Here is a 25885-nt window from a genome sequence, read left to right as displayed (position 1 = left end):
ACCTGCCCCGCTGCCGGTCCCAACCTAATTGATCAGCGGTTGCCGTGGCCTGTCGTCGTACCGTCCTGCGGCACAACAACAGGTACGTCCGGGCGGCGCCCGGGTATCAGCGCGATGACGGACAGGACGAAGAAGGCGGCCGCGAGCAGGGCCGGGGTGTTCCCGCCCCAGGCGGTGGCCACGGCCCCGCCGAGCAGTGCGCCCAGGGGCGCGCCCGCGACCGCGAGCGTCCGGTAGGCGGAACTCACGCGGCCCAGCATCCCGGTGGGGCTGCGCTGCTGCATCAGCGTCGTGGTGTTGACGTTCCACACCATGCCCATGAACCCGAACACGGCCAGGGCGGCCGTCAGGGCGAGGAGACTGCGCACCGATCCCATGACGAGGAGCGCCCCGGTCTGCACGGTGCCCGCGGCGAGCACCATGCGCATCCGTCCGAAGCGGGTGACGAGCCGGCCGCCCGCCACTCCCCCGGCCAGGCTGCCGACCGTGAAGGCGGTCATCGCCGCCGCGTAGCCCGCGTTCCCGGCGTCGAGCCAGCCGGTCACCAGGACCACGAGGGTCGCGACGAGAGCGCCCATGCCGACGTTGCACAGGGCGGTGGCGGCGCACAGGCCACGCAGGGCCTTGTCGCGGGCCAGCGTGCGCAGCCCTTCGGCGATCTCGCGGCGCAGCGTGCTGCCCGCCGGTCTCGGCTTCCGCTCGGTCGCGGTGGCCGGCAGGGAGGCGATCAGGGCGGCCGCCACCAGGAACGTCACGGCGTCGGCGGCGAAGGGCACGGCCGCCCCGGCCATCAGCAGCAGCGGCACGGCCGGACCGCCGAGCAGCCCGCCCGCGATGCGCTGGCCGGTCAGCAGCCTGGCGTTGGCACTGCCCAGTGCCTCCCGGTCGACGAGGGCGGGCAGCAGCGCCGTGGCCGCGTTGTCGAAGAGGGTCTGGAGCGTGGTGAGGGCGAAGGCCAGCGCGATGAGCAGGCCGATCGACGCGTGGCCGAGCGCGACGGCCACCGCGAAGGCGGCGACCAGCAGCCCGCGCACGGCGTCCACCAGCCACATGGCGCGGCGTTGGTCGACGCGGTCGGCGACGGCCCCGCCGAGCAGGCCGAAGACGAGCCAGGGCAGATAGCCGCAGGCCGTGACGGAGGCGACGAGCAGCGGCTCGTCGGTCAGCGTGACGGCGAGCAGAGGGAGCGCGGCCGTGCGCAGCGCGTCGCCGAAGCTGGACAGCACGGCGGCGCTCAACAGCCGTCCGAAGCCCCCGCGCCACGCGGGCGCGCGCACGCCCCGCACCTCGGTCGTCGCCACCGCTCCCCCTCAGTTCGCCCGATGCACAAACCGTAGAGGGCACCACTGACAACCGGTCGGCGGCGGAAGGGGGATGCAGCTCCGGCCGGGCACCCGCTGGTGCCCGGCCGGTTCCGACTCCTAGATCTCGCCCCGCAGTTTGGCGAGCGCCTCGGCGAGGATCGCCTCGCCGTCCGCGTCGCTGCGCCGCTCCCGCACGTACGCCAGGTGCGTCTTGTAGGGCTCAGTGCGCGGCGGGTCCGGCGGGTTGTCCCGGTCCTGGCCGGCCGGGAAGCCGCAGCGAGGACAGTCCCAGGTGTCGGGCACCTGGGCGTCGCTGGCGAAGCTCGGCTGGGTTTCGTGTCCGTTGGAGCACCAGAAGGAGATGCGCAGCCGCGGCGCGGACTCGCCGCGCTCGGCCTCGCCCATCGGCCCCGCCCCGACCCGGCTTCCCCGGATCGCGTTGCCACTTGCCACGGTCGTAACTCCCTGCGTGATGGTGCCGCGAAGCGAGTCGGCGTTCCGCTTCGCTGCGAGCGCCTCAGTCTACGTAAGGCCCAACGCGCGTCCAGTGATTGGAGTTACAACCCTCACACCTAGACGCAAGCCCCATGATAGGCCGCGCTCAGCTGCGCGTACCGAACATGGGGCCTTACGTACGGGTTCCGTGCGGATTGCGGCTCGGTCAGTTGTTCACCTTCATCAGGATGCCGAGCACCACGATGCACGCGAACCACAGCAGACCGATCACGACGGTGATCCGGTCGAGGTTGCGCTCGGCGACCGAGGAGCCACCGACGGAGGACTGCATGCCGCCGCCGAACATGTCGGAGAGGCCGCCGCCCTTCCCCTTGTGCATCAGCACCAGCAGCATCAGCAGCAGGCTGAAGACGATCAGGGCGATCGAGAACCCCAAAACCACGGCTGGACCAACTTCCTCGGATTCGGATGGACGACGCGGGGCCCAGCACAGAGCTGGACCCCGCAAGGGTACGACGGATCGCCGCTAGCGCATACTCACTGGTCGCGGAAGCGCACGATCTTGACGAACTCGTCGGCGTCCAGCGAGGCGCCGCCGACCAGGGCGCCGTCGATGTCGGCCTGCGCCATGATCTCGGCGACGTTGCCCGACTTCACGGAGCCGCCGTACTGGATGCGGACCTTGTCGGCCAGCTCCTGCGTGTACAGCTCGGCGATCCTGCCGCGGATGGCGGCGCAGACCTCCTGGGCGTCCTCGGCGCCGCAGACCTTGCCCGTGCCGATGGCCCAGACGGGCTCGTAGGCGATCACGACGGTCTCGGCCTGCTCGGCGGGGAGGTCCTTCAGACCGCCCTCGACCTGGGCGAGGGTGTGCGGGACGTGGTTGCCCGCCTCGCGGACCTCCAGTTCCTCGCCGACGCACAGGATCGGGGTCAGGCCGTGCTTGTAGGCGGCCTTGACCTTGGCGTTCACCAGCTCGTCGGTCTCGCCGTGGTACTGGCGGCGCTCGCTGTGCCCGATGGCGACGTACGTGCACTTCAGCTTGGCGAGCATGGGGCCGGAGATCTCGCCGGTGAAGGCACCGCCGTCGTGCGCCGAGATGTCCTGGGCACCGTACTTGATCTTGAGCTTGTCGCCGTCGACCAGGGTCTGCACGGAGCGCAGGTCGGTGAAGGGCGGCAGGACGGCGACCTCGACGGCCTCGTAGTCCTTGTCCGCGAGGGCGAAGGCGAGCTTCTGGACGTGGGCGATGGCCTCGAGGTGGTTGAGGTTCATCTTCCAGTTGCCCGCCATCAGCGGCGTGCGCGTGCTCATGTAGGTCAGTCCTCCAGTGCGGCGAGGCCGGGGAGCGTCTTGCCCTCGAGGTATTCGAGGGAGGCGCCGCCACCGGTCGAGATGTGGCCGAATGCGTTCTCGTCGAAGCCCAGGATGCGGACGGCGGCGGCGGAGTCGCCCCCGCCGACCACCGTGAAGGCCTGGGAGTCGAGGAGGGCCTGGGCGACCGCCTTGGTGCCCTCGGCGAAATCGGGGTGCTCGAAGACGCCCATGGGGCCGTTCCAGAAGACGGTGGCGGCGTCGGCGATCTTCGAGGCGTACAGCGTGCGGGACTCGGGGCCGATGTCCAGGCCCATCTGGCCGGTCGGCATGGCGTCCGCGGCGACGGTGGAGCCCTGGGCCGGGGCCTTGGTCTTGAGGTCCGGGAACTCCGGCGCGACCACGACGTCCACGGGCAGCACCAGCTCGACGCCGTTCTTCTCGGCGCGCGCGATGTACTCCTGGACGGCCGCGAGCTGGTCCTCCTGGACCAGGGACGAGCCGATCTCGTAGCCCTTGGCCTTGAGGAAGGTGAAGACCATGCCGCCGCCGACGAGCAGCCGGTCGGCCTTGCCGAGCAGCTGGTCGATGACGGCGAGCTTGTCGGAGACCTTGGCGCCGCCCAGGACGACGGCGTAGGGCCGCTTGACGTCGTCGGTGAGCTTCTTCAGGACGCCGACCTCGGTGGCGATGAGGTGACCGGCGTAGTGCGGCAGGCGGGCCGGGAGGTCGAAGACCGAGGCGTGCTTGCGGTGCACCGCGCCGAAGCCGTCACCGACGTAGATGTCGGCGAGGGCGGCGAGCTCGTCGGCGAAGGCGGCGCGCTCGGCGTCGTCCTTGCTGGTCTCGCCGGCGTTGAAGCGGAGGTTCTCGACGACGGCGACCCGGCCGTCGTCGAGGCCGGCGACGGTGGCCCGGGCGGACTCGCCGACGGTGTCGGTCGCGAACGCCACGTCGGCGCCGAGGAGCTCCCCGAGACGGGCGGCGGCGGGCGCGAGGGAGAACGCGGGGTCCGGGGCGCCCTTGGGGCGGCCCAGGTGCGAGGCGACGACCACGCGGGCGCCCGCCTCGGCGAGGGCCTTGACGGTGGGCAGCACGGCGCGGATGCGGCCGTCGTCGGTGATGGTCGTGCCGTCCAGCGGCACGTTCAGGTCGGCGCGGACGAAGACCCGCTTGCCCGCCACTCCTTCGGAGAGGAGTTCGTCGATCGTCTTCATGGGGACTCCTGCAAGTGCTCGTGATCGCTCGGAAGCGCTCGTGATCGAACAGGTCGGTTCTGTACGTGAGTCAGGGCTCGGACGGCGCGGTCACGCGCTGCCCGAGCCCTGCCCTCACATGGAGGCCTGCTCTATTCGATCAGAGCTGGTTGCCGACGAAGACCGTGAGGTCGACGAGGCGGTTGGAGTAGCCCCACTCGTTGTCGTACCAGCCGATGACCTTCACGTTCTTGCCCTCCTGGACCATGGTCAGGGAGGAGTCGAAGGTGCAGGAGGCCGGGGCGTTGACGATGTCGGACGAGACGATCGGGTCCTCCGTGTACTCGAGGATGCCCTTCAGCTCGCCCTCGGCCGCCTTCTGGAAGGCGGCGTTGACCTCTTCCTTGGTGACCTCGCGGCCCAGCTCCAGCACCAGGTCGGTGACCGACCCGGTGGGGACCGGGACGCGCATGGCCATGCCGTCCAGCTTGCCCTTCAGCTGCGGCAGGACCAGCGCGGTGGCCTTGGCGGCACCCGTCGTGGTCGGGATGATGTTCTCGGCGGCGGCACGCGCGCGGCGCAGGTCCTTGTGCGGGAAGTCCAGGATGCGCTGGTCGTTCGTGTACGCGTGCACCGTCGTCATCAGGCCCTTGACGATGCCGAAGTTCTCGTCGAGGACCTTGGCCATCGGCGCCACGCAGTTGGTGGTGCAGGAGGCGTTGGAGATGATGTGGTGGTTCGCCGGGTCGTACGTGTCCTGGTTGACGCCCATCACGATGGTGACGTCCTCGTCCTTGGCCGGAGCCGAGATGAGGACCTTCTTGGCGCCGCCCGCGATGTGCTTCTCGGCGTCCGCCTTCTTGGTGAAGATGCCGGTCGACTCGATGACGATGTCGACGCCCAGCTCGCCCCACGGGATGTCGGCCGGGTTGCGCTCGGCGAGGACCTTGATGGTCTTGCCGCCGACGGTGATGGTGTCCTCGGTGTGCGAGACCTCCTGCTTGAGGCGGCCGAGGATGGTGTCGTACTTCAGCAGGTGAGCGGTGGTCGCGGTGTCACCCAGGTCGTTGACAGCCACGATCTCGATGTCTGCACCCTGCTCCAGCAGCGCGCGGAAGTAGTTACGACCGATGCGGCCGAAGCCGTTGATGCCTACGCGGATCGTCACGAACCGATCTCCTCGTTGGTACGCCGGCCATGAAGAGCCGGCGAGCTCTGTTTGGGATGTCCCCGACCGCCTCCGACCCTACCTCCCTGCGGCCCCGGTGGTGACATCCAGATGCCCCATACACGGCAGGGCGGTCCGTACCGGCCAGTAGGGGTACGGACCGCCCGGCCCCGGAGCCGGGGTCACCCGATGCGGCGTCTCGGAGTGGTGCCCGTCGACCGCGGGGTTCCCCCGTCGCGCGAGGTCACACGTCCAGGGAGGCGAGTGCCTTTCTCATCAGGGCCGCCCGGTCGGCGGCCGTGGCCACGTGCTCCAGGCCGAAGCCCAGCAGCACGGTGTCGTCGGTGGTGACGGCGCCGTAGGTCTGGAACAGCGCCCCGGTGCGGGTCCAGTCCTTGGTGACCGCCGGGCTGCCCGCGGGCGGTCCGGCGGCCTGCCAGGCGCCGAGCGAGGTCTCGAAGCCCTCGGTCTCCTTCGCCGTGCCGCCGACGACCAGGGAGGCGTCGTCGGCCAGGACGCCGTGGCCGCCGGTGCCCGGGTCGGTGACGTAGCTGATCGCGACCTCGACCGTCCGGCCCGCGTAGGCGCTCAGGTCGAATTCCACCTGCTCCCAGCCGCCGGAGCTACCGGTGAGGCTGTGCCACGCGCCGGTGCTGCCGGTGGCCGTGCAGCCGTCGTCGGACTGGGTCAGGTAGTGCTTCAGCCAGGGGTGCTCGCGGACGTAGAAGCCGCCCTCGCACTCCGTCGGCACGGTCGCCTTGGTCGCGCCGCCCTTCTCGGGCAGGGTCGTCCAGTCGTCGGCACCGGCGGTGTGGGCCTCGATCAGGACGTTGTCGTAGCCGGGCTCGGTGTCCCACATCAGTTGGGTGCGCAGGGTGGGCTGGTCGGCCGCCGTGACACCGGTGAGGTCCACGGTGCGCATGAGGCGCTTGTAGCCGTCGTCGGTGTGGACGGCCGCGGCCATCGAGGAGCCCGCGAACGGGCCGTAGGGGTTGACGGCCCCGGCGAACTGGCCGGCGCCCTCGCTCGCGAACCGCGGGAACTCCTCGGCGGGCAGTTCGTCGGAGGTGACGCTGTACCGGCCCGCCTTGTCCAGCGGGTTGCCGGGGGCCGCGGCGAGCGGGCCGGTGAAGCCGCGCAGCTCACCCGCGCCGGTGAAGCCGGTGGCCCCGCCGGCCGAGGTCCGGCTGTAGGCGCCCAGGTAGTACTGGCTGAAGTCGTCCGACAGGGCCCCGCCGCCGAGGTCCACGCTGCCGCCGGCCTGCTCGCCCGCCTCGATCAGCCGGCCGCCCTCGTTGAGGAAGGCCCGCAGCTGCAGCTGGGTGGCGTTGCCGGGGACGCTCGCGCCCGTGTAGTGGACGACGGTGTCGAAGTGGCTCAGCACGCCCAGCGCGTCCGGCGCGCCCCGCTGGGCGACGTCCCAGACGACCGCCTTGCGGCCGTTGGCCTTGAGCGCGTCCACGTACGTCTGCGCCTGTGCGGCGGTCGCGCCCTCCTCGGCGACGACGAGGGTGTTCGCCCGGGGGCGTTCGGCGACGGTGTAGGTGAAGCGCTCGCTGGAGACCTTCCTGCCGTTCCTCGTCTCCGCGGTGAACCACACCTCGACCTCGTCGCCGGGTTCGCCGTCCTTGACCTTCGCCCGGTACTCGTCGAAGTAGAGGTTGTCCTCGCCGCCGTAGGTCTCACCGCCCTTCCAGGGCTTGAGCGCCATGTCGTGGGTGCGGCCGCCGTTGACGCGGTACCTCAGTTCCTTGTCGCGCAGCGACTTCCGCGCGACCACGGAGACCTCCTGGTCGGCGCCGCGCGCGTACGAGGTCGGGAAGGCGGCCGGGGTGAAGTCGGCGGCGCTCAGCCCCACCGACGACTTCGGCCGGTCGGGGTGGGCGGCGGACTCGGCGACGGAGAGCGCGAACGGGACGTTCTTGGCGAACTCCTGCTGGATCAGCTTCTCGTCGTCCGGGAAGGTGAAGACCGAACGGCAGTCGGAGGCCTTCCACTCGTCGTCCGGGTCCAGGTTGGAGACGGTCTGGCAGGTCGACATCTCCGGGGTGAACATCGCCAGCCCGTTGACGTTCGCCGCGTGGCCGTCGGCCTCGCCGTTGGTGGTGTACAGCTCGGAGGAGACCTGCGGGTGGTAGCCCGGGACCGCGGGGTTCTCGGGCGTGCCGGCGAGTGCCTTGTACAGCACGTCGTCCGGAGTGTTCGTGGCCACCTGCCAGCCGACCCCGTAGAGGATCAGTTCGGCGGCGGAGTGGTAGTTGATGCCGTACGTGAAGCCGATCCGCTTCTGGAAGGCGTCCAGGGCCTTGGTCTCCGGCTCGGAGTTCGGGCCGGCGCCGCGGTAGGTCTCGCTGGTGGGGTTGGGGGACGAGCCCTCGTTGTCGTAGCCCCACTTGTAGGCGAAGTTGCGGTTGAGGTCGACGCCGTCGCCGGTGGTGACGGTGCCGTCGCCGTTGACGTCCCGGAGGTTCTTGCGCCACATGCGGTTGGCGTCGGCGGCGTGGGTGAAGTCGTAGCCGTCGGGGTTGGCCGAGATCAGGAACCACAGCTCGGTGGAGTCGACGATCTTCTTGACGCGCCGGTCCTTCCGGTAGCTGTCCAGGTAGTGGTGCATCAGGCGCCGGGTCATCTCCGGCGTGATCCACTCGCGCGCGTGCTGGTTGGACATGTAGAGGACGGCGGGCCTGGAGCCGTCCTTCGTCTTCTTCGCGCCCTTGGTGAGCTTCAGGGCGAGGATGTCCTGGCCCTTCACGGTCTTGCCGATGGAGACGACCTTGGTGAGGCCGGGGTGCTCCTGCGCCGTCCGCAGGATCTCCTCCTTCAGACCGCCCTGCCCGCTGTAGGGACGGAACACGCCCTCGGCGGCCGCTTCGACACGGGCGTCCGCGCGGGTGGAGAGGGTGTGCTCGGCGAGGTCGACGCCCTGCTTCCGCAGGTCTTTGGCCTGACGGGCGGTCAGATAGACCTCGACGGTGGCGGTGCCCTTCTCGGGCACCCGTTCACTGAGCTCGTGGCCGTCCTGGCCGGCCGCCAGCAGCAGGGGTACCTGCTTGCGGGTGACGTCGGCGCGGAAGACCTTGACTTCGTCCGGGTCGGACGGGACCGAACTCCCCGGCTGTGCCTGGGCGATGGGTGCGATGCTCGCTCCGCCGATCAGGAGCGCGCCGACAGCGAGGATCGATCTCGCTCTTCGTCTCATGAACCCCCCTAGCGTGGGTCCGCCACAGCAGCGAACAGATGCCAGGCTCATGACAGTCCATGATCGAGTCAAGGGTGCCCCAACGACACGCGGAAGCCGATGCCTGCCACCCAAGTGGCGGCCGGCACCGGCTCTTTGACGCTCCGTGGGATCCGGATCAGCCGACGAGGTTGTCGGCGAGCTCCTCGCTGAGATTGGCCTCCGTGCCCGGGATGCCGAGGTCGGAGGCGCGCTTGTCGGCCATGGCCAGCAGGCGGCGGATCCGTCCGGCGACCGCGTCCTTGGTCAGCGGCGGGTCGGCGAGCGCGCCCAGTTCCTCCAGGGAGGCCTGCTTGTGCTCCATGCGCAGCCGGCCGGCCGCGGCGAGGTGCTCGGGCACGTCCTCGCCGAGGATCTCCAGGGCGCGCTGCACCCGGGCTCCCGCGGCGACGGCCGCGCGGGCCGAGCGGCGCAGGTTGGCGTCGTCGAAGTTGGCCAGTCTGTTCGCCGTGGCGCGCACCTCGCGGCGCATCCGGCGCTCCTCCCAGGCCAGCACCGACTCGTGGGCGCCCAGGCGCGTCAGCAGCGCGCCGATCGCGTCACCGTCACGGACGACGACCCGGTCCACCCCGCGCACCTCGCGGGCCTTCGCGGCGATCGACAGCCTGCGGGCCGCGCCGACCAGGGCGAGCGCGGCCTCGGGGCCCGGGCACGTCACCTCCAGGGAGGAGGAGCGGCCGGGCTCGGTGAGCGAGCCGTGCGCCAGGAACGCACCGCGCCAGGCGGCCTCGGCGTCGCAGGTGGCCCCCGAGACCACCTGCGGGGGCAGGCCACGGATCGGGCGGCCCCGCCCGTCGACCAGGCCGGTCTGGCGGGCCAGCTGGTCGCCGCCCGCGACCACCCGCACCACGTAGCGCGAGCCCCGGCGCAGACCGCCCGGAGCCATCACGATCAGCTCGGAGCTGTGGCCGAAGATCTCCAGAATGTCCCGCTTGAGGCGGCGGGCCGCCATCGCGGTGTCCAGCTCCGCCTCGATCACGATCCGACCGCTCACCAGGTGGAGGCCGCCGGCGAACCGCAGAATGGCGGAGACCTCCGCCTTCCTGCAGCAGGTCCGGGTGACGGGGAGCCGGGAGATCTCGTCCTTCACCGCTGCCGTCATCGCCATGGGCCGATCCTTCCATGCATCCGAAAAATACGGTCGTACGCGGCGGCCAACAGCTCCGGGTCGTGCCTCGGGGTCCCGTCGGGCCGGGCAACCGGCGCCAGCTCGACCGCGGCCCCGAACCGTTTGGCGGCATCGGTAAGGGAGTCCCGGTCGGGCACGGCGGCCTCGTCGGCCAGCACCACGTCCAGGGCGAGTTTAGGGGCGTGTCGTCCCAAAACCTCCAAATGACGCTGCGGGGAGAAGCCCTCGGTTTCTCCGGGCTGCGGGGCGAGGTTCAGCGAGAGTACCCGGCGGGCCTTGGTCTGCGTGAGCGCGTCCAGCAGCTCGGGCACGAGCAGGTGCGGGATGACCGAGGAGAACCAGGAGCCGGGGCCGAGCACCACCCAGTCCGCGTCCAGGACGGCAGCGACCGCCTCGGGCACGGCGGGCGGGTCGCACGGCACCAGGTGCACCGACTGCACCTCGCCCGGGGTGAGGGCGACGGTGGCCTGGCCGCGCACGGTGTCGACCTCGTCCGGGCGCTCCGGGTCGTGGCCCCTGACCAGGGCCTGGAGCTCCAGCGGCACGGCGGACATGGGCAGCACGCGGCCCTGGGCGCCCAGCAGCCGCCCGACCAGGTCGAGGGCCTGGACGTGGTCGCCGAGCTGCTCCCACAGGGCGACGATGAGCAGGTTGCCGACCGCGTGCTCGTGCAGGTCGCCCTTGGACTGGAAGCGGTGCTGGATGACCCGGGCCCAGGTCTGGCCCCAGTCGTCGTCGCCGCACAGCGCGGCCAGCGCCTTGCGCAGGTCGCCGGGCGGCAGCACGCCCAGCTCGTCGCGCAGGCGCCCGCTGGAGCCGCCGTCGTCGGCGACGGTGACGACGGCGGTGAGGTCGCCGGTGATCCGGCGCAGCGCGGCCAGCGAGGCGGACAGGCCCATGCCGCCGCCGAGGGCGACGACCTTGGGCTGGGTGCCGCGGCGGCGCGGCCTGCCGCCCCGGGCCTCGGCGGGCCGGCCGCCCTTTCCTCCGGTGTCGCCCTCGGGCACCACCCGGCGCAGCCGGCTCAGCCGCGGAGTACGTCGTGTCATTCGCGTCCCATGTCCCGGTGTACGACCACCGTCTCCACGCCCTCGGCGGCGAGCCGGGCGGCGAGCTTCTCCGACATGGCGACCGAGCGGTGCTTGCCGCCCGTGCATCCCACGGCGATGGTCACGTAGCGCTTGCCCTCGCGGCGGTAGCCGGTGGCGACGAGCTGGAGCAGTTCGGTGTAGCGGTCGAGGAACTCCTTGGCGCCGGGCTGGTTGAAGACGTAGCCCGAGACCTCCTCGTTGAGGCCCGTGTAGGGGCGCAGCTCCGGGACCCAGTGCGGGTTCGGCAGGAAGCGGCAGTCGACGACGAGGTCGGCGTCGACCGGCAGGCCGTACTTGTAGCCGAAGGACATCACCGTGGCCCGCAGCTCCGGCTCCTCCTCGCCGGCGAACTGGGCGTCCATCTTGGCGCGCAGCTCGTGGACGTTGAGGCTGGAGGTGTCGATCACCAGGTCGGCGTCGCCGCGCAGCTCGCGCAGCAGCTCGCGCTCGGCGTCGATGCCGTCGACGATGCGGCCGTCGCCCTGGAGGGGGTGCGGGCGGCGCACCGACTCGAAGCGGCGCACCAGGGCCTCGTCGGAGGACTCCAGGAAGACGATCCGCCGGGTGACGTGCTTGGCCTCCAGGTCGGCGAGGGACTCGCGGAGGTTGTCGAAGAAGCGGCGGCCGCGGACGTCGACGACGACGGCGATGCGGGCCACGTTGCCCTGGGAGCGGGCGCCGAGCTCCACCATGGTGGGGATCAGCGCGGGCGGCAGGTTGTCCACGACGAACCAGCCGAGGTCCTCCAGGCACTTCGCGGCCGTCGAGCGGCCGGCCCCGGACATGCCGGAGATGATCACCAGCTCGGGGATGGCCGCGTCCGGGACCGGGGCCTTGTCGTTCACCGTGCCCGTACTCACCTGTGCTCCTGCTCCGGATTGTTCCTGCTGCCCGTGGTGCTCGTTCACATTCATGTCTCCTGCCCCCGTCGTTCGTCCGGGGCGCCCGTCCGTACGGGCTCCCCGTCGGAGCCCGTCGTGCCGGGCTCCTCTTCCATGATCTCTCCAGTCGCGGTGTTGACGGCGGGTGCGGCCGGGGCCGAGCGGGCCAGGGCCACGGCGATCGTCTCCGCCGTCTTGCGGCCTATCCCGGGGACCTCGCAGATCTGGTCGATGGTCGCGGATCGAAGGCGCTTCAGCGAGCCGAAGTGCTTCAGGAGTGCCTGCTTGCGCGTGTCGCCGAGGCCGGGGACGTCGTCCAGAGGGCTGGAGCGGAAGCGCTTGGACCGCTTGGCGCGCTGGTAGGTGATCGCGAAACGGTGGGCCTCGTCGCGGACCCGCTGCAGCATGTAGAGGCCCTCGCTGGTGCGGGGCAGGATCACCGGGTCGTCGTCGCCGGGCAGCCAGACCTCCTCCAGGCGCTTGGCCAGGCCGCAGACGGCGATGTCGTCGATGCCCAGCTCGTCCAGGGCCCGCCGGGCCGCCGCGACCTGCGGGGCGCCGCCGTCGACCACCACGAGCTGGGGCGGGTAGGCGAACTTCCTGGGACGCCCGTCGTCCTCGGTCAGGCCGCCCGGGCCGACCGGGGCGCCCGAGCCGGTGAGGACGTCGGGGTCGGCCGGTGCCTGCGTGCCGGTGAGGGCGTCCGGGCCGGCGAGGGTGCCCGCGCCGTCCCCGGTGTCCTCACCGCCCCGGCCGTCGCCGTCGGTCCACTCGCCCGTCTTCTCCTTCTCGGCGAGGTAGCGCCGGAAGCGGCGGGTGATCACCTCGTGCATGGAGCGGACGTCGTCCTGGCCCGCGAAGCCCTTGATCTGGAAGCGGCGGTACTCGCTCTTGCGGGCGAGCCCGTCCTCGAAGACGACCATGGAGGCCACGACGTCGTCGCCCTGGAGGTGCGAGATGTCGTAGCACTCGATGCGCAGCGGGGCGCTGTCCAGGTCGAGGGCGTCGGCGATCTCCTCCAGGGCGCGCGAGCGCGTGGTGAGGTCGGAGGCGCGCTTGGTCTTGTGCAGCACGAGCGCCTGCTGGGCGTTGCGCTGCACGGTCTCCATGAGCGCCTTCTTGTCGCCGCGCTGCGGGATCCGCAGGGAGACGCCGGAGCCGCGCCGGGCGGCGAGCCACTCCTGGACGGGCTCGACGGGGTCGGGCAGGGCGGGGACGAGGACCTCCTTGGGGACGGCGTCCCCGGTCTCCTCGCCGTACAGCTGCTGCAGGGCGTGCTCGACGAGGGCGCCGGTGGTGATCTCCTCCACCTTGTCGGTGACCCAGCCGCGCTGGCCCCGGACGCGTCCGCCGCGCACGTGGAAGATCTGGACGGCCGCCTCCAGCTCGTCCTCGGCGACCGCGATCAGGTCGGCGTCGGTCGCGTCGGCGAGCACGACCGCGTTCTTCTCCATGGCCTTCTTCAGGGCCCCGATGTCGTCGCGCAGGCGGGCCGCCCGTTCGTACTCCATCTCCTCGGCCGCCTCGCCCATCTGCCGCTCCAGGCGGCGGATGTACGTGCTCGTGCGGCCGGTCATGAAGTCGCAGAACTCGTCGGCCAGTTCGCGGTGCTCCTCGGCGGAGACGCGGTCCACGCACGGGGCGGAGCACTTGCCGATGTAGCCGAGGAGGCAGGGGCGGCCGGTGCGGGCGGCGTTCTTGAACACGCCCGCGGAGCACGTGCGCACGGGGAAGACGCGCAGCAGCAGGTCGACCGTGTCGCGGATCGCCCACGCGTGCGCGTACGGCCCGAAGTAGCGCACGCCCTTCTTCTTGTGACCGCGCATCACCTGCACGCGCGGGTACTCCTCGTTCATCGTCACCGCGAGGTACGGGTAGCTCTTGTCGTCGCGGTACTTGACGTTGAACCGGGGGTCGTACTCCTTGATCCAGGAGTACTCCAGCTGGAGCGCCTCGACCTCCGTGGACACCACCGTCCACTCCACGGACGCGGCCGTGGTGACCATGGAGCGGGTGCGCGGGTGCAGGCCCGCCAGGTCCTGGAAGTAGTTCGCCAGGCGCTGGCGCAGGCTTTTCGCCTTGCCCACGTAGATCACCCGGCGGTGCTCGTCACGGAACCTGTAGACCCCCGGCGAGTCGGGGATCTCACCCGGTTTGGGGCGGTAGCTGGAGGGGTCGGCCATGTCTCACACCCTACTGGCGGGCACCGACAGTCCGAGCGGGCGGCAGGACGTGATCACGGTCCCGGCCCGAGGCGATTTTCAACGGCATGTGCCGCCGCGGGGTTACGGGCGGCCGGGAGCGGGAATGCAGGCTGTCCACGGGACACGGCGGCGTCCGGCGGACGCGGGCCGTGCCGGTGCGGGCACAGGTTGTCGGTGCGGACCGGCCTCTCCCCACGGGGAGCGGCTCGGGCCACGGGTCGGAGGGCTGCGCAGATGAAGCGGATGCGGATCGAGAAAACCCGGCGGACGGTCCGTGCCCGCCGGCACGCGGACGAGGCGTTCGGGCTGCGCGACCTCCTGGACCCGCGCGACGCCGACATAGTGCGGGCCAAGCGCCTGTCGCTGGAGGAGCGGGGCGGCGCCGAGCGCTCCTAGGAGCGCGCCGGCCGCTCGCACGAGGCGGGCCGTCGGACCGTGAACGCCCGGGGCGCGCGCCCCGGGCGTTCGCATGTGCGCTCCCGTGCGGCCGGGCGTACATCACTGTCCGGCATCAGGTGTTGTCGGGACCAGGTCAACACGCTTCAATGCGGAGGAACTCGGGACCCTGAACGACGGCGTACGGATGTGAAGACCGCCCCGCGCCGGCGGGGCGTCCCGGGCGGCCCGCGCGAACGGTCTGACCAGCCGTCGCCGACTCACAGGAAGGCCCCTGCATGCCGCACGCCCCACAGCACGCGGACGTCGTCACCGCCGAGCTGGACTCGGCCCTGCGAGGCGGGCCCTTCCACGTCGCCCTGCGTGCCGCGATCGCCGCCCGCGGGCTGCCGCTGCAGCGGGTGCAGCACCATCTGTCGCGCCACGGGGTGAAGGTGGGCGTGACGAGCCTCAGTTACTGGCAGCAGGGGGCGCGGCGGCCGCAGCGGCCCGAGTCGCTGCGGGCGGTCCGCGCGCTGGAGGAGATCCTGCAGCTGCCCGAGGAGTCGCTGATCCGGCTGCTCGCCGCGTCCGGGGACAGCCCGTCCGGACAGCGGTCCGCGGCCCGGTCCTACCGCTCCCTCGTCGAGGCCTCCGGGGTCCTGGACCAGCTGCTGGCCGAGCTGGAGTGCCCTCCGGACGGGGGGCTGCACACCCTCGGGCACCACGAGCGGCTGCGGATCGGGGCACGGCGCGAGCTGGCCGAGCGCGAGTCGCACCACATCGTGCGCGCCCACCGCGACGGCGTCGACCGGTTCGTCGCCGTCCACCACGGGGAGCGGGGGGCCGTGCCGGAGCGCATGCGGGTGCACGCCCTGGAGAACTGCCGGACCGGCCGGGTGCGCTGGCACGGTGACACCGGCGTGCTCGCGGCCGAGCTGCTCTTCGACACCCGGCTGCGGGCCGGGGACACGTTCCTGTTCCGCTACGGCGTGGAGGACGGCACCGCGGGCGTGTCGCGCGAGTACGTCCGCGGTTTCGACTCCCCCGGTGGCCAGTACGCACTCCAGGTCTCCTTCGACGCCGCGGCCCTCCCGCTGCGCTGTCACCGGTTCGCGCAGCACTCGGCGGCCGCGCCCCGCACCGGCTGCCAGGACCTGGCGATGAGCGGGCGGCACCGGTCGGTGCACCTGGTCGAGCCCCGGGTCCGGGCCGGGTTCCTGGGGATCGGCTGGGACTGGGAGGCGGGAGTCTGACGGCGGGGTCCGCAGCCCGGCCCTGCGGCTCGCCGTGTGACGTAAACGCTTGCGCAAGCGTTTACGTCCGTCGGCGGATGCGGTACGTTCCCCGCCTGAGGCCCTGCGAGAGCAGCGGAGGAGCCGGAGCAGCGGAGCGAAGGGAGCGGCATGCCGACGATGGCCGACGTCGCGCGGAGCGCCGGCGTCTCCGTGGCGACCGTCTCGCACGTGCTGAACGGCACCCGCCCGGTGCTGCCGCACACCCGCCAGGCGGTCCTGGACGCCGTCGAGGAACTCGGCTACACCACGAACACCCTGGCCCGGGCGCTGGTGACGTCCCGCACCCGGTCCATCGGGCTGGCGGTGTCGGCGATCAGCAACCCGTACTTCACGGAGATCCTCCAGGGCGTCGAGGCCGCCGCGCTGGACGCCGGCTACAGCCTGCTGATCGCCGATCCGCACGACGACCCCGAGCACGAGCGCAAGGTGGTCCGGCTGCTGCACGAGCGCCGGGTGGACGGCATGATCGTCGCGCCCTCGGCCGACCCGCGCGGGCTGCTCGCCTACCTGCAGCGGCACGACGTCCCGGCCGTGTTCCTCGACCGGCTGGTGGACTCCCCCGAGGAGGACGGCGGCCCGCGCTTCGACCAGGTGTGCGCGGACAACGCGGAACCGACGTCCCGGCTGGTCACCCACCTCGCCGGGCTCGGGCACCGGCGGATCGGGCTGGTCGCCGGACTGCCGGGGCTCAGCACCACGACGGAGCGGATCATGGGCTACCGCAGCGGCCTCGCCTTCGCGGGGCTGCCGTACGACGAGCGGCTGCTGGTGCACGGCGACTCGGAGTCGGCCGGTGCCCAGGAGGCCGTCACCGCCCTGCTGGCGCTCGCCGTGCCGCCCACCGCCCTGGTCACCGGCAACAACGCGATGACCATCGGCGCGCTGCGCGCCCTGCGCGCCCACGGCCTGTCCGTACCGGACGACCTCGCGCTGTGCTGCTTCGACGACTTCGCCTGGGCGGACCTGTTCTCGCCCCGGCTCACCGCGATCGCCCAGCCCAGCAGGGACATCGGCGCCCGGGCCGTGCGCGTGCTCCTGGAACGGCTCGCCGAGCCGGACCGGCCCGCCAGGACCCTGCGACTGCCCTGCGCCTTCGTCCACCGCACGTCGTGCGGCTGCCCCGACCCGTCCGAGGAAGGAACCCCGTCGTGATCGTCGTCGCCGGTGAGGCACTGATCGACCTGGTACCGCAGGGCACGGGTGCCCTTGCGGCGCTGCAGCCGGCGCTCGGCGGCGGCCCCTACAACACCGCGGTCGCCCTGGGCCGCCTCGGCTCCCCCGCCGCCTTCTGCTCCCGGGTGTCGTCCGACGCGTTCGGCGAGGCACTGCTGGACCGGCTGCGCGGGACCGGGGTGGACGTCTCGGCGGTGCAGCGCGGGATCGAACCCACGACCCTGGCCGTCGCCACGGTCGGCGCGGACGGCTCGGCGGCGTACTCCTTCTACGTCGAGGGGACGGCGGACCGGCTGTTCACCGCGCCCTCCGCGCTTCCCGACGGCACCCGCGCGGTCTCCTTCGGCACCTGTTCGCTGGTGCTGGAGCCGGGGGCGAGCGCGTACGAGGAGCTGATGCGGGCGGCGGCCGCGCGGGGCGTGTTCACCGCGCTCGACCCGAACATCCGGGCCGGGCTGATCCCGGACGCGGACGCCTACCGGGCACGGTTCAAGAGCTGGCTGCCGTCGGTGACGCTGCTGAAGCTGTCCGAGGAGGACGCGCGGTGGCTCGGCGGTACACCCCGGGAGTGGCTCACGGCCGGTCCGGCGGCGGTCGTGATCACCCGGGGCGGCGACGGACTGACCGCGTTCACCGCCGACGGCGGCACGTACTCCGTGCCGGGCGAGCGGGTGGAGGTCGTGGACACGATCGGCGCGGGCGACACGGTGAACGCGGCCCTGCTGCACGGTCTGGCGGTGCGTGACGCGCTCAGCGGGCCGGCCCTGGCCGCGCTGGGGCCGGACGGCTGGGCGGAGCTGCTCGGCTTCGCGGCACGGGCGGCGGCCGTCACGTGCTCGCGGGCGGGGGCGGAGCCGCCGTACGCGCACGAGCTGGAGGGATGAGGACCGGTATCCCCTCCGGTCGCTCAGCCCGCCTCCCCCACCGCCCGCAGCGCGCCCGGACGACGGCCGTCGAGGCGGTCCAGGGCCGCGGCGGTGGCGTCGTCCGCCGGCAGGTGGATGATGAGGCGCTGCCCCTCGTCGAGCAGCGCGAGGCTCTCGTGCAGCAGCCTCAGGGGGCCGGCCTCGGGATGGTCGAGGTGCTGGGTGCCCGTCACCCTCGGTGTCATGGCGAGGTCGGCGAACCGGTCGGCGAAGTCCGCCCCCGCCGTCACCGTCAGCTCGTCGGCCAGCTCGGTCAGGTGCGGGTCCCTGAGCGGGACACCGTGCCGCAGCCGGGCGACGAGGTCGTCGGCCACCCGGTCCCAGTCGCGGTAGGCGCTGCGGGCCCGTTCGTCGGTGAACAGGTACCGCAGCAGGTTGGGCGCCTCGTCGTCGAGCAGGCCGATGGGGCCGACCAGCCGCTGGTACCCGGCCGTGTACGCGAGGACGTCGCCGATCCAGTTGACCACCAGCGCGGGAGCCGGCTCCAGGCGGTCCAGTACCGCCCGCACCGTGGGGCGGGCGGTGCGGCTGAGTTCGGGGGCGGCGCCGCAGACCAGGGGGTCGCCGCCGTCGGCCTCCTTGGTCAGACGGCGCAGCAGCATCCGGTCGGCCAGGGTCAGGTGCAGGGCGTCGGCGAGGGCGCCGAGCACCTGGGCGGAGGGGTTGCGGTCGCGGCCCTGTTCCAGCCGGGTGAGGTACTCGACGCTGATGCCGGCGAGCGTGGCCAGCTCGGCGCGCCGCAGACCCGGCGTGCGGCGCCGCGGCCCGGCGGGGAGCCCGGCCTCGGCGGGGGTGACGGCTTCACGCCAGGTGCGCAGATAGGTGCCCAACTCGTTGTCGCTCACCCACAGGAACGTACCCCGCCCACGGGCGCGGAGGATGGCCCTGTCACTACCAGCCTCGGGCCGGTCTCCCTGTCCGGCCGCGCGGCCCGCAGGGTGGAGGGCATGACGAATGACACCGCCACCACCACCCTGCCGCTGGCTCCGGGGCACTGGGCCCTGGACCCGTTCCACTCCTCCGTGAACTTCACCATCCGCCACCTGGGCATCGCCAAGGTCCGGGGCCGTTTCGAGCGGCTGGAGGCCGAGCTGTTCGTCGGGGAGCGGGTCGAGGACGTACGGGTCTCCGCGACCGTCGACCTGGCCTCGATCGACACGGGCAACGCCGACCGGGACGCCCATGTGCGCGCCTCCGACCTGCTCGACGTCGCCAAGCGCCCGACGATGACCTACCGCTCGACGCGGGTGTCGGGCGCGGGTGAGGACTGGACGATGGAGGGCGAGCTCACGATCGGCGACGTGACCCGCCCGGTGACGCTCGCCGTGGAGTTCGGCGGGCTGGTCGACGTGCCGATGGGCGACAGCCGGCACGCCGGGTTCGAGGCGACGGGGGAGATCCGGCGCAGCGAGTTCGGGCTGGACTTCGCCCCCGGGCTGCTCGGCGAGGTGGTGAAGATCCAGCTCGACATGCAGTTCGTGGAGCCGAAGAGCGCCTGACCGGACACGGACGCGCCGTGCCCCGCGGGAGTCACCCGTGGGGCACGGCGCGTCCGTGTGGCGTGCCGTCAGCCCTTGGTCGTCCGCGTGGTCTTCTTCGCGGCCGCCTTCGCCGTCTTGGCGGTCTGGGTGACCGCCTTCTTGGTGGCGGTGCCGCTGACCCGCTTGGTGGCGGTCTTCTTCGCCGTGGCCTGGGCCGGGACCGCCTTCTTCGCCGCCCGGCGCGGTGCCCGCACCGAGGAGGCGTCGCTGATGCGGTCGGCTCCGAGGATCTCCCGCAGGAACTTGCCCGTGTGGCTGGCCGGGACCGCGGCGACCTGCTCGGGCGTGCCCTCGGCGACGACCAGGCCGCCGCCGGCGCCACCCTCGGGGCCCATGTCGACGATCCAGTCGGCGGTCTTGATGACGTCGAGGTTGTGCTCGATGACGATGACCGTGTTGCCCTTGTCGACCAGGCCGGACAGGACCTTCAGCAGCTTGCTGATGTCCTCGAAGTGCAGACCGGTGGTCGGCTCGTCCAGGACGTAGACCGTGCGGCCGGTGGAGCGCTTCTGCAGCTCGCTGGCGAGCTTCACGCGCTGCGCCTCACCGCCGGACAGGGTGGTCGCGGCCTGGCCGAGGCGGACGTAGCCGAGACCGACGTCCTTCAGCGTGTTGAGGTGCCGGGCGATGGCGGGGACGGCCTCGAAGAACTCGGTGGCCTCCTCGATCGGCATGTTCAGGACCTCGGCGATGGACTTGCCCTTGTAGTGGACCTCCAGGGTCTCCCGGTTGTACCGGGCGCCGTGGCAGACCTCGCACGGGACGTAGACGTCCGGGAGGAAGTTCATCTCGATCTTGATGGTGCCGTCGCCCGCGCAGTTCTCGCAGCGGCCGCCCTTGACGTTGAAGGAGAAGCGGCCGGGCATGTAGCCGCGGACCTTCGCCTCGGTGGTCTCGGCGAACAGCTTGCGGATGTGGTCGAAGACGCCGGTGTACGTCGCCGGGTTCGAGCGCGGGGTGCGGCCGATGGGCGACTGGTCGACGTGCACGACCTTGTCGACGAGGTCGTCGCCCTCCACGCGCGTGTGCCGCCCGGGCACGCTCCTCGCGCCGTTCAGCTCGCGGGCCAGGTGCGTGTACAGGATGTCGTTGACCAGGGTCGACTTGCCGGAGCCGGAGACGCCGGTGACCGCCGTGAACACGCCCAGCGGGAAGGAGACGTCGATGTCCTGGAGGTTGTTCTCCCGGGCGCCGTGCACCGTGAGCTGCCGGGACGGGTCCAGCGGGCGCCGGAGGTCGGGCAGCGGGATGGCCTTCCGGCCGGACAGGTACTGACCGGTCTGCGACTCCTCGTTGGCGAGGAGCTCCTTCAGGGAACCGCTGTGCACGACCTTGCCGCCGTGCTCACCGGCGCCGGGGCCGATGTCGACGACCCAGTCGGCCATCTTGATCGTGTCCTCGTCGTGCTCCACGACGATGAGCGTGTTGCCCATGTCGCGCAGCCGGACCAGGGTCTCGATCAGCCGGTGGTTGTCGCGCTGGTGCAGGCCGATGGAGGGCTCGTCGAGGACGTACAGCACGCCGACCAGGCCGGAGCCGATCTGGGTGGCCAGGCGGATGCGCTGGGCCTCGCCGCCGGACAGGGTGCCGGCCGCGCGGTTGAGCGAGAGGTAGTCCAGGCCGACGTCGACCAGGAACCGCAGCCGCTCGTTGACCTCCTTCAGCACGCGCTCGGCGATCTTCTTGTCGCGGGCGGTGAGTTTGAGCTCGCCCAGGAAGTCCGCGCAGTCGCTGATCGACATCGCGGAGACCTCGGCGATGGACTTGCCCATGATCGTGACCGCGAGGACGATCGGCTTGAGCCGCGTGCCCTCACAGGTGGGGCAGGGCACCTCGCGCATGTAGCCCTCGAAGCGCTCGCGGCTGGAGTCGCTCTCGGCCTCGCTGTGCCGGCGCTTGACGAAGGGGACGGCGCCCTCGAAGGCCGTGGTGTAGCGGCGCTCGCGTCCGTAGCGGTTGCGGTAGCGGACCTCGACCTGGGTCTTGTGGCCGTGCAGCAGGGCCTTCTTGGCGCGCTGCGGCAGCCCGGCGAAGGGGATGTCCGTACGGAAGCCCAGCGCGTCGGCGAGGGCGCCGATCAGACGGCCGAAGTAGTCCTTGGTGTGGCCGTGCGACCAGGGGTGGATGGCGCCCTCGTCGAGGCTCTTGTCCGGGTCCGGGACGATCAGCTCCGGGTCGACCTCCATGCGCGTGCCGATGCCGGTGCAGTCGGGGCAGGCGCCGAAGGGCGAGTTGAAGGAGAAGGAGCGCGGCTCCAGCTCCTCGAAGGACAGGTCGTCGTACGGGCAGTACAGGTGCTCCGAGAACATGCGCTCGCGCTCGGGGTCGTCCTCGGGGAGGTCGACGAAGTCGAGCACGACCATGCCGCCGGACAGGCCGAGGGCGGTCTCGACGGAGTCGGTGAGGCGGCGCTTGGCGCCGTCCTTGACCGTGAGGCGGTCGACGACCACCTCGATGGTGTGCTTCTCCTGCTTCTTCAGCGTCGGGGGGTTCGACAGCTGGACGGTCTCGCCGTCGACCCGCGCGCGGGAGTAGCCCTTGGTCTGCAGGTCGGCGAAGAGGTCGACGAACTCGCCCTTGCGCTCGCGCACCAGCGGCGACAGCACCTGAAAGCGGCTGCCCTCGGGCAGTTCCAGGACCCGGTCGACGATGGCCTGCGGCGACTGGCGCGAGATCGGGCGGTGGCACTGCGGGCAGTGCGGCTTGCCGATGCGCGCGAAGAGCAGGCGCAGGTAGTCGTAGACCTCGGTGATCGTGCCGACCGTGGAGCGCGGGTTGCGCGAGGTCGACTTCTGGTCGATGGAGACGGCCGGGGAGAGGCCCTCGATGAAGTCGACGTCCGGCTTGTCCATCTGGCCGAGGAACTGCCGGGCGTAGGAGGAGAGGGATTCGACGTAGCGCCGCTGGCCCTCCGCGAAGATGGTGTCGAAGGCCAGCGAGGACTTGCCCGACCCCGACAGGCCCGTGAAGACGATGAGCGAGTCGCGCGGGAGGTCGAGCGAGACGTTCTTCAGGTTGTGCTCGCGCGCTCCACGAACGATGAGACGGTCGGCCACGCCGGTCCGCACCTTTCTTGAGAGAAGTGACAGGGGCGGGGCCCCCGTCTTCCTCAGACTAGGGGGAGCCACTGACAACGCCGGTCGGATTCACGGGTTGCCAACAAACCCCGGCTCTCCAGCATGCCCGACGCCACGTCCGACCATATAGCACGTGCTTTCGATTTACGGCACTCCCTCACCACCTTCACCCGAAGGAGTGGCGGGGCTAGGGTCAGCACCATGATTGATCACGCTCATGACCTGGCGTCTGTACGTGACGCGACGGAGCGGCTGCTGACCGCAGTCGGCTCCCTGGACAACGCCGCTGTGACGCAGCCGTCACGGTTGCCCGGGTGGACCCGCGGCCATGTCCTCGCCCACCTCGCCCGGAACGCGGACGCCCTCGTGAACGTCCTGGAGGGCCGTCCCATGTACGCCTCCGCCGAGGCCCGGGACGCCGACATCGAACGGGACGCCCCGCGCGCCCTCGGCGTCCACCTCACCGACCTGCGTAAGAGCGCGGCCCGCTTCCAGGAGGCCGGGGACGCCCCCGCGGACTGGTCGCGCACGGTGGAGCTGCGCAACGGTGTCAAGGACGCCGCGGCGCGGGTGCCGTTCCGCCGGTGGGTGGAGGTCGAGCTGCACCACGTGGACCTGGGCATCGGGTACGAGCTGGAGGACCTGCCGGCGGACTTCACGGAGCGGGAGATCGACTTCCTGGCGGACCGTTTCGCCGGGCAGCCCGACGTGCCGTCGACCCGGGTGACGGACGGCACGCGCGCGTGGAGCACGGGACGCGGGCCGGGCGACGGCCCCGAGGTGACCGTCACCGGCGCTCCGGCGGACCTCCTGGGCTGGCTCGCCGGACGCCGGGACGGGACCGCGCTGACGGTGGACGGCGGGCCGCTTCCCGCGCTTCCCCCGCTGTAGGACCCGGGCCCCTCCCCCGCTATAGGCTGGCGGACATGACGTACAGCGGACAGGTGACGGTCGGCGGGCCTGCCGACGTGCACGAGCTCAAGGACCTGATGATCACGAAGATCGCGGTGGGTCCGATGAACAACAACGCCTATCTGCTGCGCTGCCGGGCCACCGACGAGCAGCTGCTGATCGACGCGGCCAGCGAGGCGAGCACGCTGCTCGGCATGATCGGCGACGACGGGATCGCGTCGGTCGTCACGACCCACCGGCACGGCGACCACTGGCAGGCGCTCGCCGAGGTCGTGGCGGCCACCGGGGCCCGCACGTACGCGGGCCGGGAGGACGCCGACGGCATCCCTGTCCGGACCGACGTACCGGTCGACGACGGCGACACGATCCGGGTGGGGCAGGTGGAGCTCACCGCGCGCCACCTGGTCGGGCACACCCCCGGCTCGATCGCCCTCGTCTACGACGACCCGCACGGGCACCCCCATGTCTTCACCGGGGACTGCCTGTTCCCCGGCGGTGTGGGCAACACCCACAAGGACCCCAAGGCGTTCGCCAGCCTCATCCACGACGTCGAGACCAAGATCTTCGACGTCCTCCCGGACGAGACCTGGGTCTATCCGGGACACGGCAACGACACGAGCCTGGGCGCGGAGCGCCCGCACCTGCCGGAGTGGCACGCGCGCGGGTGGTGACGGGACACGCGGGGCGCGAACGCACGACGGAGTGAGCCGCGCACGCGCCCCGTGTGAATCGTTCGCACACGCCGGTCTCGCACATGCGCTCCCCCGCCGCCCCCGCACGCGCTGAACTGATGGCAGCGCCGCGCAGGAAGACGGCTCCTGGGCGGACGGGCCGCCGGTCTGTCGTTCCCCGCCCTCGACCGGCGGCCCCGGCGTCCCCGACACCTACCGGAGCGGCCGGGCTCACGCCTCGGCCCGGGCCGCCCCCACCAGCGCCGCGACGCGCTCCACGCCGAACACGTATCCCTGCACCCCGCATCCGGCGATGACACCGTCCGCGCGCAGCGAGACGTAGGAGTGGTGCCGGAACGCCTCCCGCTGGTGGATGTTGGAGATGTGGACCTCCAACACCGGCAGGCCGTCACAGGTGTTGAGGGCATCCAGGATGGCGACGGACGTATGCGAGTAGGCGCCCGGGTTGATCACGATCCCGCAGTGGTTCAGCCGCGCCTCGTGGATCCAGTCCACCAACTCGCCCTCGTGGTTGGACTGCCGGAAGTCCACCGTGCCGCCGTGCGCGGCCGCCGCCTTGGCGCACAGGGCCTCGACGTCGGCGAGGGTGTCGGAGCCGTAGATCTCCGGCTGGCGCTGGCCGAGCAGGTTCAGGTTGGGGCCGTTGAGGATCATGATCGGGGCGTTGGCCAGGGTGCGGGGCACGGTTCCTCCGGTCCGGTCGGGTCGGGCGGCCCGTGACGGACCGCTGCTCACAGCCGGTTTATCACGGTGCGCCGACGGCCCGCCGGGCCGTAGCCTCCCGGCATGACGAGCCCTGCCTGTCCACCGAAGCCGTCTCCGGGTGACCGCATCGCCGTGGTCTCGCCCTCGTCCGGTCTGCCGGGCCTCTTCCCGCTCCCCTACGAGCTGGGGCTGGAGCGCCTGCGCACCGAGTACGGGCTGGAACCGGTCGAGTATCCGTCGACCCGCCGGATGGGAGCCACGCCCCAGCAGCGGGCCGCCGATCTCCACGCCGCCTTCGCCGACCCGGACATCAAGGCCGTCATCGCGTCGATCGGCGGGGACGACCAGATCACCGTGCTGCCCCACCTGGACCGTGAGGTGATCCGCGCCAACCCGAAGCCCTTCTTCGGGATGAGCGACAACACCAATCTGCTCGCGTTCCTGCACACCAGCGGCATCGTCGGCTACCACGGCGGCAGCGTCATGTGCGAGCTGGGCCGCCCGGGAGCCATTCACCCGCAGACCGCCGCGTCCCTGCGGGCGGCCCTGTTCACCTCGGGCCCCTATGAGTTGCAGCCCGCCGAGCGGTGGCGGGACATCGACCGGGACTGGGCCGATCCGGCGACCTTCGACGCCGAGCCGGAGACCCGCCCCGGGACCGGCTGGACCTGGGTCAACCCCGACCGGGTCGTCGAGGGCCGCAGTTGGGGCGGCTGCCTGGAGATCGTCGGCTGGCTGCTGATGGCCGACCGGGAGGTCTCGCACGACCTCTCCGTGTACGACGGCGGCGTCCTGCTGCTGGAGACCTCGGAGGACATGCCGAGCGCCACGGAGGTGTACAGCACGATCCGGAACATGGGCGAGCGGGGGCTGCTGCAGCGCTTCTCGGCCCTGCTGATGGGCCGCGCGAAGACCTGGTCCCTGGAGCGCCGCAACAGCCCGGAGGAAGCCGCCCGTTACGCGTCCGGACAGCGCGAGGCCGTCCTGCGCGCCATGCGGGCCTACGCTCCCGACACCACGATCGTCTTCGACGTGGACTTCGGGCACACCGACCCGCAACTGGTGATCCCGTACGGGGGCACCGTGCGCGTGGACGGACCGGCCCGGCGCATCACGGTCATGTACTGAGGCCCACGAGCCCACACCGCGCCCCCCGCGCGCCCCCGTAACCGCCCGTCACTATGGGTAGTTGGCGGGGCATGCAC

At 71.7% G+C, this 25885-nt stretch carries 22 protein-coding genes; 8 read left to right on the top strand and 14 right to left on the bottom strand.

Translation table 11 applies throughout. The features are described from left to right. Positions 1–32 precede the first annotated feature (32 nt). The 11 genes from ACPXCS_RS20080 to uvrC all read right to left on the bottom strand — a co-directional run bounded on the left by ACPXCS_RS20080 (position 33) and on the right by uvrC (position 13960). Positions 33–1301: an MFS transporter gene (locus ACPXCS_RS20080; protein ID WP_425945604.1), complete on the bottom strand. Its 1269-nt coding sequence runs from the start codon at positions 1299–1301 to the stop codon at positions 33–35. 120 nt (positions 1302–1421) lie between these two features. Further along, positions 1422–1757 carry an RNA polymerase-binding protein RbpA gene (locus ACPXCS_RS20075; RefSeq protein WP_003957010.1) on the bottom strand — a complete coding sequence of 112 codons (336 nt, stop codon included), beginning with the start codon at positions 1755–1757 and terminating at the stop codon, positions 1422–1424. 208 nt (positions 1758–1965) lie between these two features. After that, positions 1966–2202: a preprotein translocase subunit SecG gene (secG, locus tag ACPXCS_RS20070; RefSeq protein WP_094052663.1), complete on the bottom strand. Its 237-nt coding sequence runs from the start codon at positions 2200–2202 to the stop codon at positions 1966–1968. Positions 2203–2297: 95 nt separating this feature from the next. Then, complete coding sequence (gene tpiA / locus ACPXCS_RS20065; RefSeq protein WP_425945603.1) at positions 2298–3074, bottom strand: triose-phosphate isomerase; 777 nt, start codon at positions 3072–3074, stop codon at positions 2298–2300. 5 nt (positions 3075–3079) lie between these two features. After that, positions 3080–4291 carry a phosphoglycerate kinase gene (locus ACPXCS_RS20060; protein WP_425945602.1) on the bottom strand — a complete coding sequence of 404 codons (1212 nt, stop codon included), beginning with the start codon at positions 4289–4291 and terminating at the stop codon, positions 3080–3082. A 139-nt stretch (positions 4292–4430) separates the two neighbouring features. Then, a complete protein-coding gene (gap, locus tag ACPXCS_RS20055) occupies positions 4431–5438 on the bottom strand; it encodes a type I glyceraldehyde-3-phosphate dehydrogenase (RefSeq protein ID WP_425945601.1) in 1008 nt (335 codons plus the stop codon). 244 nt (positions 5439–5682) lie between these two features. Next, positions 5683–8637 (bottom strand): M14 family zinc carboxypeptidase, encoded by a 2955-nt coding sequence (locus tag ACPXCS_RS20050; RefSeq protein WP_425945600.1) that lies wholly within the window; start codon positions 8635–8637, stop codon positions 5683–5685. A gap of 157 nt (positions 8638–8794) precedes the next feature. Further along, a complete protein-coding gene (gene whiA / locus ACPXCS_RS20045; protein ID WP_010039680.1) occupies positions 8795–9784 on the bottom strand; it encodes a DNA-binding protein WhiA in 990 nt (329 codons plus the stop codon). Then, the gene (locus tag ACPXCS_RS20040; protein WP_425945599.1) at positions 9775–10854 is read right to left on the bottom strand and encodes a gluconeogenesis factor YvcK family protein; all 1080 of its coding nucleotides are present in this window, start codon (positions 10852–10854) and stop codon (positions 9775–9777) included. Before ACPXCS_RS20040 ends, whiA begins: the two co-directional genes overlap by 10 nt. After that, on the bottom strand, positions 10851–11810 hold the full coding sequence (gene rapZ / locus ACPXCS_RS20035) for an RNase adapter RapZ (protein WP_425945597.1): 960 nt from the start codon (positions 11808–11810) through the stop codon (positions 10851–10853). Before rapZ ends, ACPXCS_RS20040 begins: the two co-directional genes overlap by 4 nt. Beyond that, on the bottom strand, positions 11807–13960 hold the full coding sequence (gene uvrC / locus ACPXCS_RS20030) for an excinuclease ABC subunit UvrC (RefSeq protein ID WP_425945596.1): 2154 nt from the start codon (positions 13958–13960) through the stop codon (positions 11807–11809). The genes rapZ and uvrC overlap by 4 nt, the downstream gene beginning before the upstream one ends. Positions 13961–14224: 264 nt before the next feature. Between uvrC and ACPXCS_RS20025 the strand changes: the two genes are divergently transcribed. The 4 genes from ACPXCS_RS20025 (at position 14225) to ACPXCS_RS20010 (ending at position 17711) form a co-directional block, all read left to right on the top strand. Further along, positions 14225–14377 (top strand): hypothetical protein, encoded by a 153-nt coding sequence (locus ACPXCS_RS20025; protein WP_425945595.1) that lies wholly within the window; start codon positions 14225–14227, stop codon positions 14375–14377. 278 nt (positions 14378–14655) lie between these two features. After that, complete coding sequence (locus tag ACPXCS_RS20020) at positions 14656–15612, top strand: hypothetical protein (RefSeq protein ID WP_425945594.1); 957 nt, start codon at positions 14656–14658, stop codon at positions 15610–15612. A 150-nt stretch (positions 15613–15762) separates the two neighbouring features. Beyond that, the gene (locus ACPXCS_RS20015) at positions 15763–16806 is read left to right on the top strand and encodes a LacI family DNA-binding transcriptional regulator (protein ID WP_425945592.1); all 1044 of its coding nucleotides are present in this window, start codon (positions 15763–15765) and stop codon (positions 16804–16806) included. Next, positions 16803–17711: a carbohydrate kinase family protein gene (locus ACPXCS_RS20010; protein ID WP_425945591.1), complete on the top strand. Its 909-nt coding sequence runs from the start codon at positions 16803–16805 to the stop codon at positions 17709–17711. The genes ACPXCS_RS20015 and ACPXCS_RS20010 overlap by 4 nt, the downstream gene beginning before the upstream one ends. A 23-nt stretch (positions 17712–17734) precedes the next feature. Here ACPXCS_RS20010 and ACPXCS_RS20005 read toward each other — a convergent pair whose 3' ends face one another. Continuing rightward, positions 17735–18598: a helix-turn-helix domain-containing protein gene (locus ACPXCS_RS20005; RefSeq protein ID WP_425945590.1), complete on the bottom strand. Its 864-nt coding sequence runs from the start codon at positions 18596–18598 to the stop codon at positions 17735–17737. A gap of 102 nt (positions 18599–18700) precedes the next feature. Here ACPXCS_RS20005 and ACPXCS_RS20000 point away from each other — a divergent pair, with 102 nt between their 5' ends. After that, positions 18701–19252 carry a YceI family protein gene (locus ACPXCS_RS20000; protein WP_425945589.1) on the top strand — a complete coding sequence of 184 codons (552 nt, stop codon included), beginning with the start codon at positions 18701–18703 and terminating at the stop codon, positions 19250–19252. 68 nt (positions 19253–19320) lie between these two features. On the opposite strand, the gene uvrA is transcribed toward ACPXCS_RS20000, so the two are convergent. Then, positions 19321–22350, bottom strand: a complete 3030-nt coding sequence (uvrA, locus tag ACPXCS_RS19995) for an excinuclease ABC subunit UvrA (RefSeq protein ID WP_425945588.1) — start codon at positions 22348–22350, stop codon at positions 19321–19323. 222 nt (positions 22351–22572) lie between these two features. On the opposite strand from uvrA, the gene ACPXCS_RS19990 reads away from it, so the two are divergent. Both ACPXCS_RS19990 and ACPXCS_RS19985 read left to right on the top strand, forming a co-directional pair. Further along, positions 22573–23262 (top strand): maleylpyruvate isomerase family mycothiol-dependent enzyme, encoded by a 690-nt coding sequence (locus tag ACPXCS_RS19990; protein ID WP_425945587.1) that lies wholly within the window; start codon positions 22573–22575, stop codon positions 23260–23262. A 35-nt stretch (positions 23263–23297) separates the two neighbouring features. Further along, positions 23298–23954, top strand: coding sequence for an MBL fold metallo-hydrolase (locus tag ACPXCS_RS19985; protein ID WP_425945586.1), 657 nt, complete (start codon positions 23298–23300; stop codon positions 23952–23954). A 231-nt stretch (positions 23955–24185) separates the two neighbouring features. Here the strand turns inward: ACPXCS_RS19985 and aroQ are convergent, their stop codons facing one another. Then, complete coding sequence (aroQ, locus tag ACPXCS_RS19980) at positions 24186–24659, bottom strand: type II 3-dehydroquinate dehydratase (protein ID WP_425945585.1); 474 nt, start codon at positions 24657–24659, stop codon at positions 24186–24188. Positions 24660–24761: 102 nt separating this feature from the next. Between aroQ and ACPXCS_RS19975 the strand changes: the two genes are divergently transcribed. Beyond that, entirely contained in the window at positions 24762–25808 is a 1047-nt protein-coding gene (locus tag ACPXCS_RS19975; protein WP_425945584.1) for a S66 family peptidase, read from the top strand. The last annotated feature ends 77 nt before the right edge of the window (positions 25809–25885 follow it).

Origin of the sequence: Streptomyces sp. DT190 (assembly GCF_049846985.1) — a bacterium.
GTDB lineage: Bacteria > Actinomycetota > Actinomycetes > Streptomycetales > Streptomycetaceae > Streptomyces.
This window is presented reverse-complemented; position numbering and strand designations above follow the sequence as displayed.

What these genes read in the sequence shown, in the direction of transcription:
- tpiA (WP_425945603.1), bottom strand. Translation starts at nt 3,074, where the DNA reads ATGAGCACGCGCACGCCGCTGATGGCGGGCAACTGGAAGATGAACCTC.
- ACPXCS_RS20060 (WP_425945602.1), bottom strand. Translation starts at nt 4,291, where the DNA reads ATGAAGACGATCGACGAACTCCTCTCCGAAGGAGTGGCGGGCAAGCGG.
- ACPXCS_RS20050 (WP_425945600.1), bottom strand. Translation starts at nt 8,637, where the DNA reads ATGAGACGAAGAGCGAGATCGATCCTCGCTGTCGGCGCGCTCCTGATC.
- whiA (WP_010039680.1), bottom strand. Translation starts at nt 9,784, where the DNA reads ATGGCGATGACGGCAGCGGTGAAGGACGAGATCTCCCGGCTCCCCGTC.
- ACPXCS_RS20040 (WP_425945599.1), bottom strand. Translation starts at nt 10,854, where the DNA reads ATGACACGACGTACTCCGCGGCTGAGCCGGCTGCGCCGGGTGGTGCCC.
- rapZ (WP_425945597.1), bottom strand. Translation starts at nt 11,810, where the DNA reads ATGAATGTGAACGAGCACCACGGGCAGCAGGAACAATCCGGAGCAGGA.
- uvrC (WP_425945596.1), bottom strand. Translation starts at nt 13,960, where the DNA reads ATGGCCGACCCCTCCAGCTACCGCCCCAAACCGGGTGAGATCCCCGAC.
- ACPXCS_RS20025 (WP_425945595.1), top strand. Translation starts at nt 14,225, where the DNA reads ATGCGGATCGAGAAAACCCGGCGGACGGTCCGTGCCCGCCGGCACGCG.
- ACPXCS_RS20020 (WP_425945594.1), top strand. Translation starts at nt 14,656, where the DNA reads ATGCCGCACGCCCCACAGCACGCGGACGTCGTCACCGCCGAGCTGGAC.
- ACPXCS_RS20015 (WP_425945592.1), top strand. Translation starts at nt 15,763, where the DNA reads ATGCCGACGATGGCCGACGTCGCGCGGAGCGCCGGCGTCTCCGTGGCG.
- ACPXCS_RS20000 (WP_425945589.1), top strand. Translation starts at nt 18,701, where the DNA reads ATGACGAATGACACCGCCACCACCACCCTGCCGCTGGCTCCGGGGCAC.
- ACPXCS_RS19990 (WP_425945587.1), top strand. Translation starts at nt 22,573, where the DNA reads ATGATTGATCACGCTCATGACCTGGCGTCTGTACGTGACGCGACGGAG.
- ACPXCS_RS19985 (WP_425945586.1), top strand. Translation starts at nt 23,298, where the DNA reads ATGACGTACAGCGGACAGGTGACGGTCGGCGGGCCTGCCGACGTGCAC.
- ACPXCS_RS19975 (WP_425945584.1), top strand. Translation starts at nt 24,762, where the DNA reads ATGACGAGCCCTGCCTGTCCACCGAAGCCGTCTCCGGGTGACCGCATC.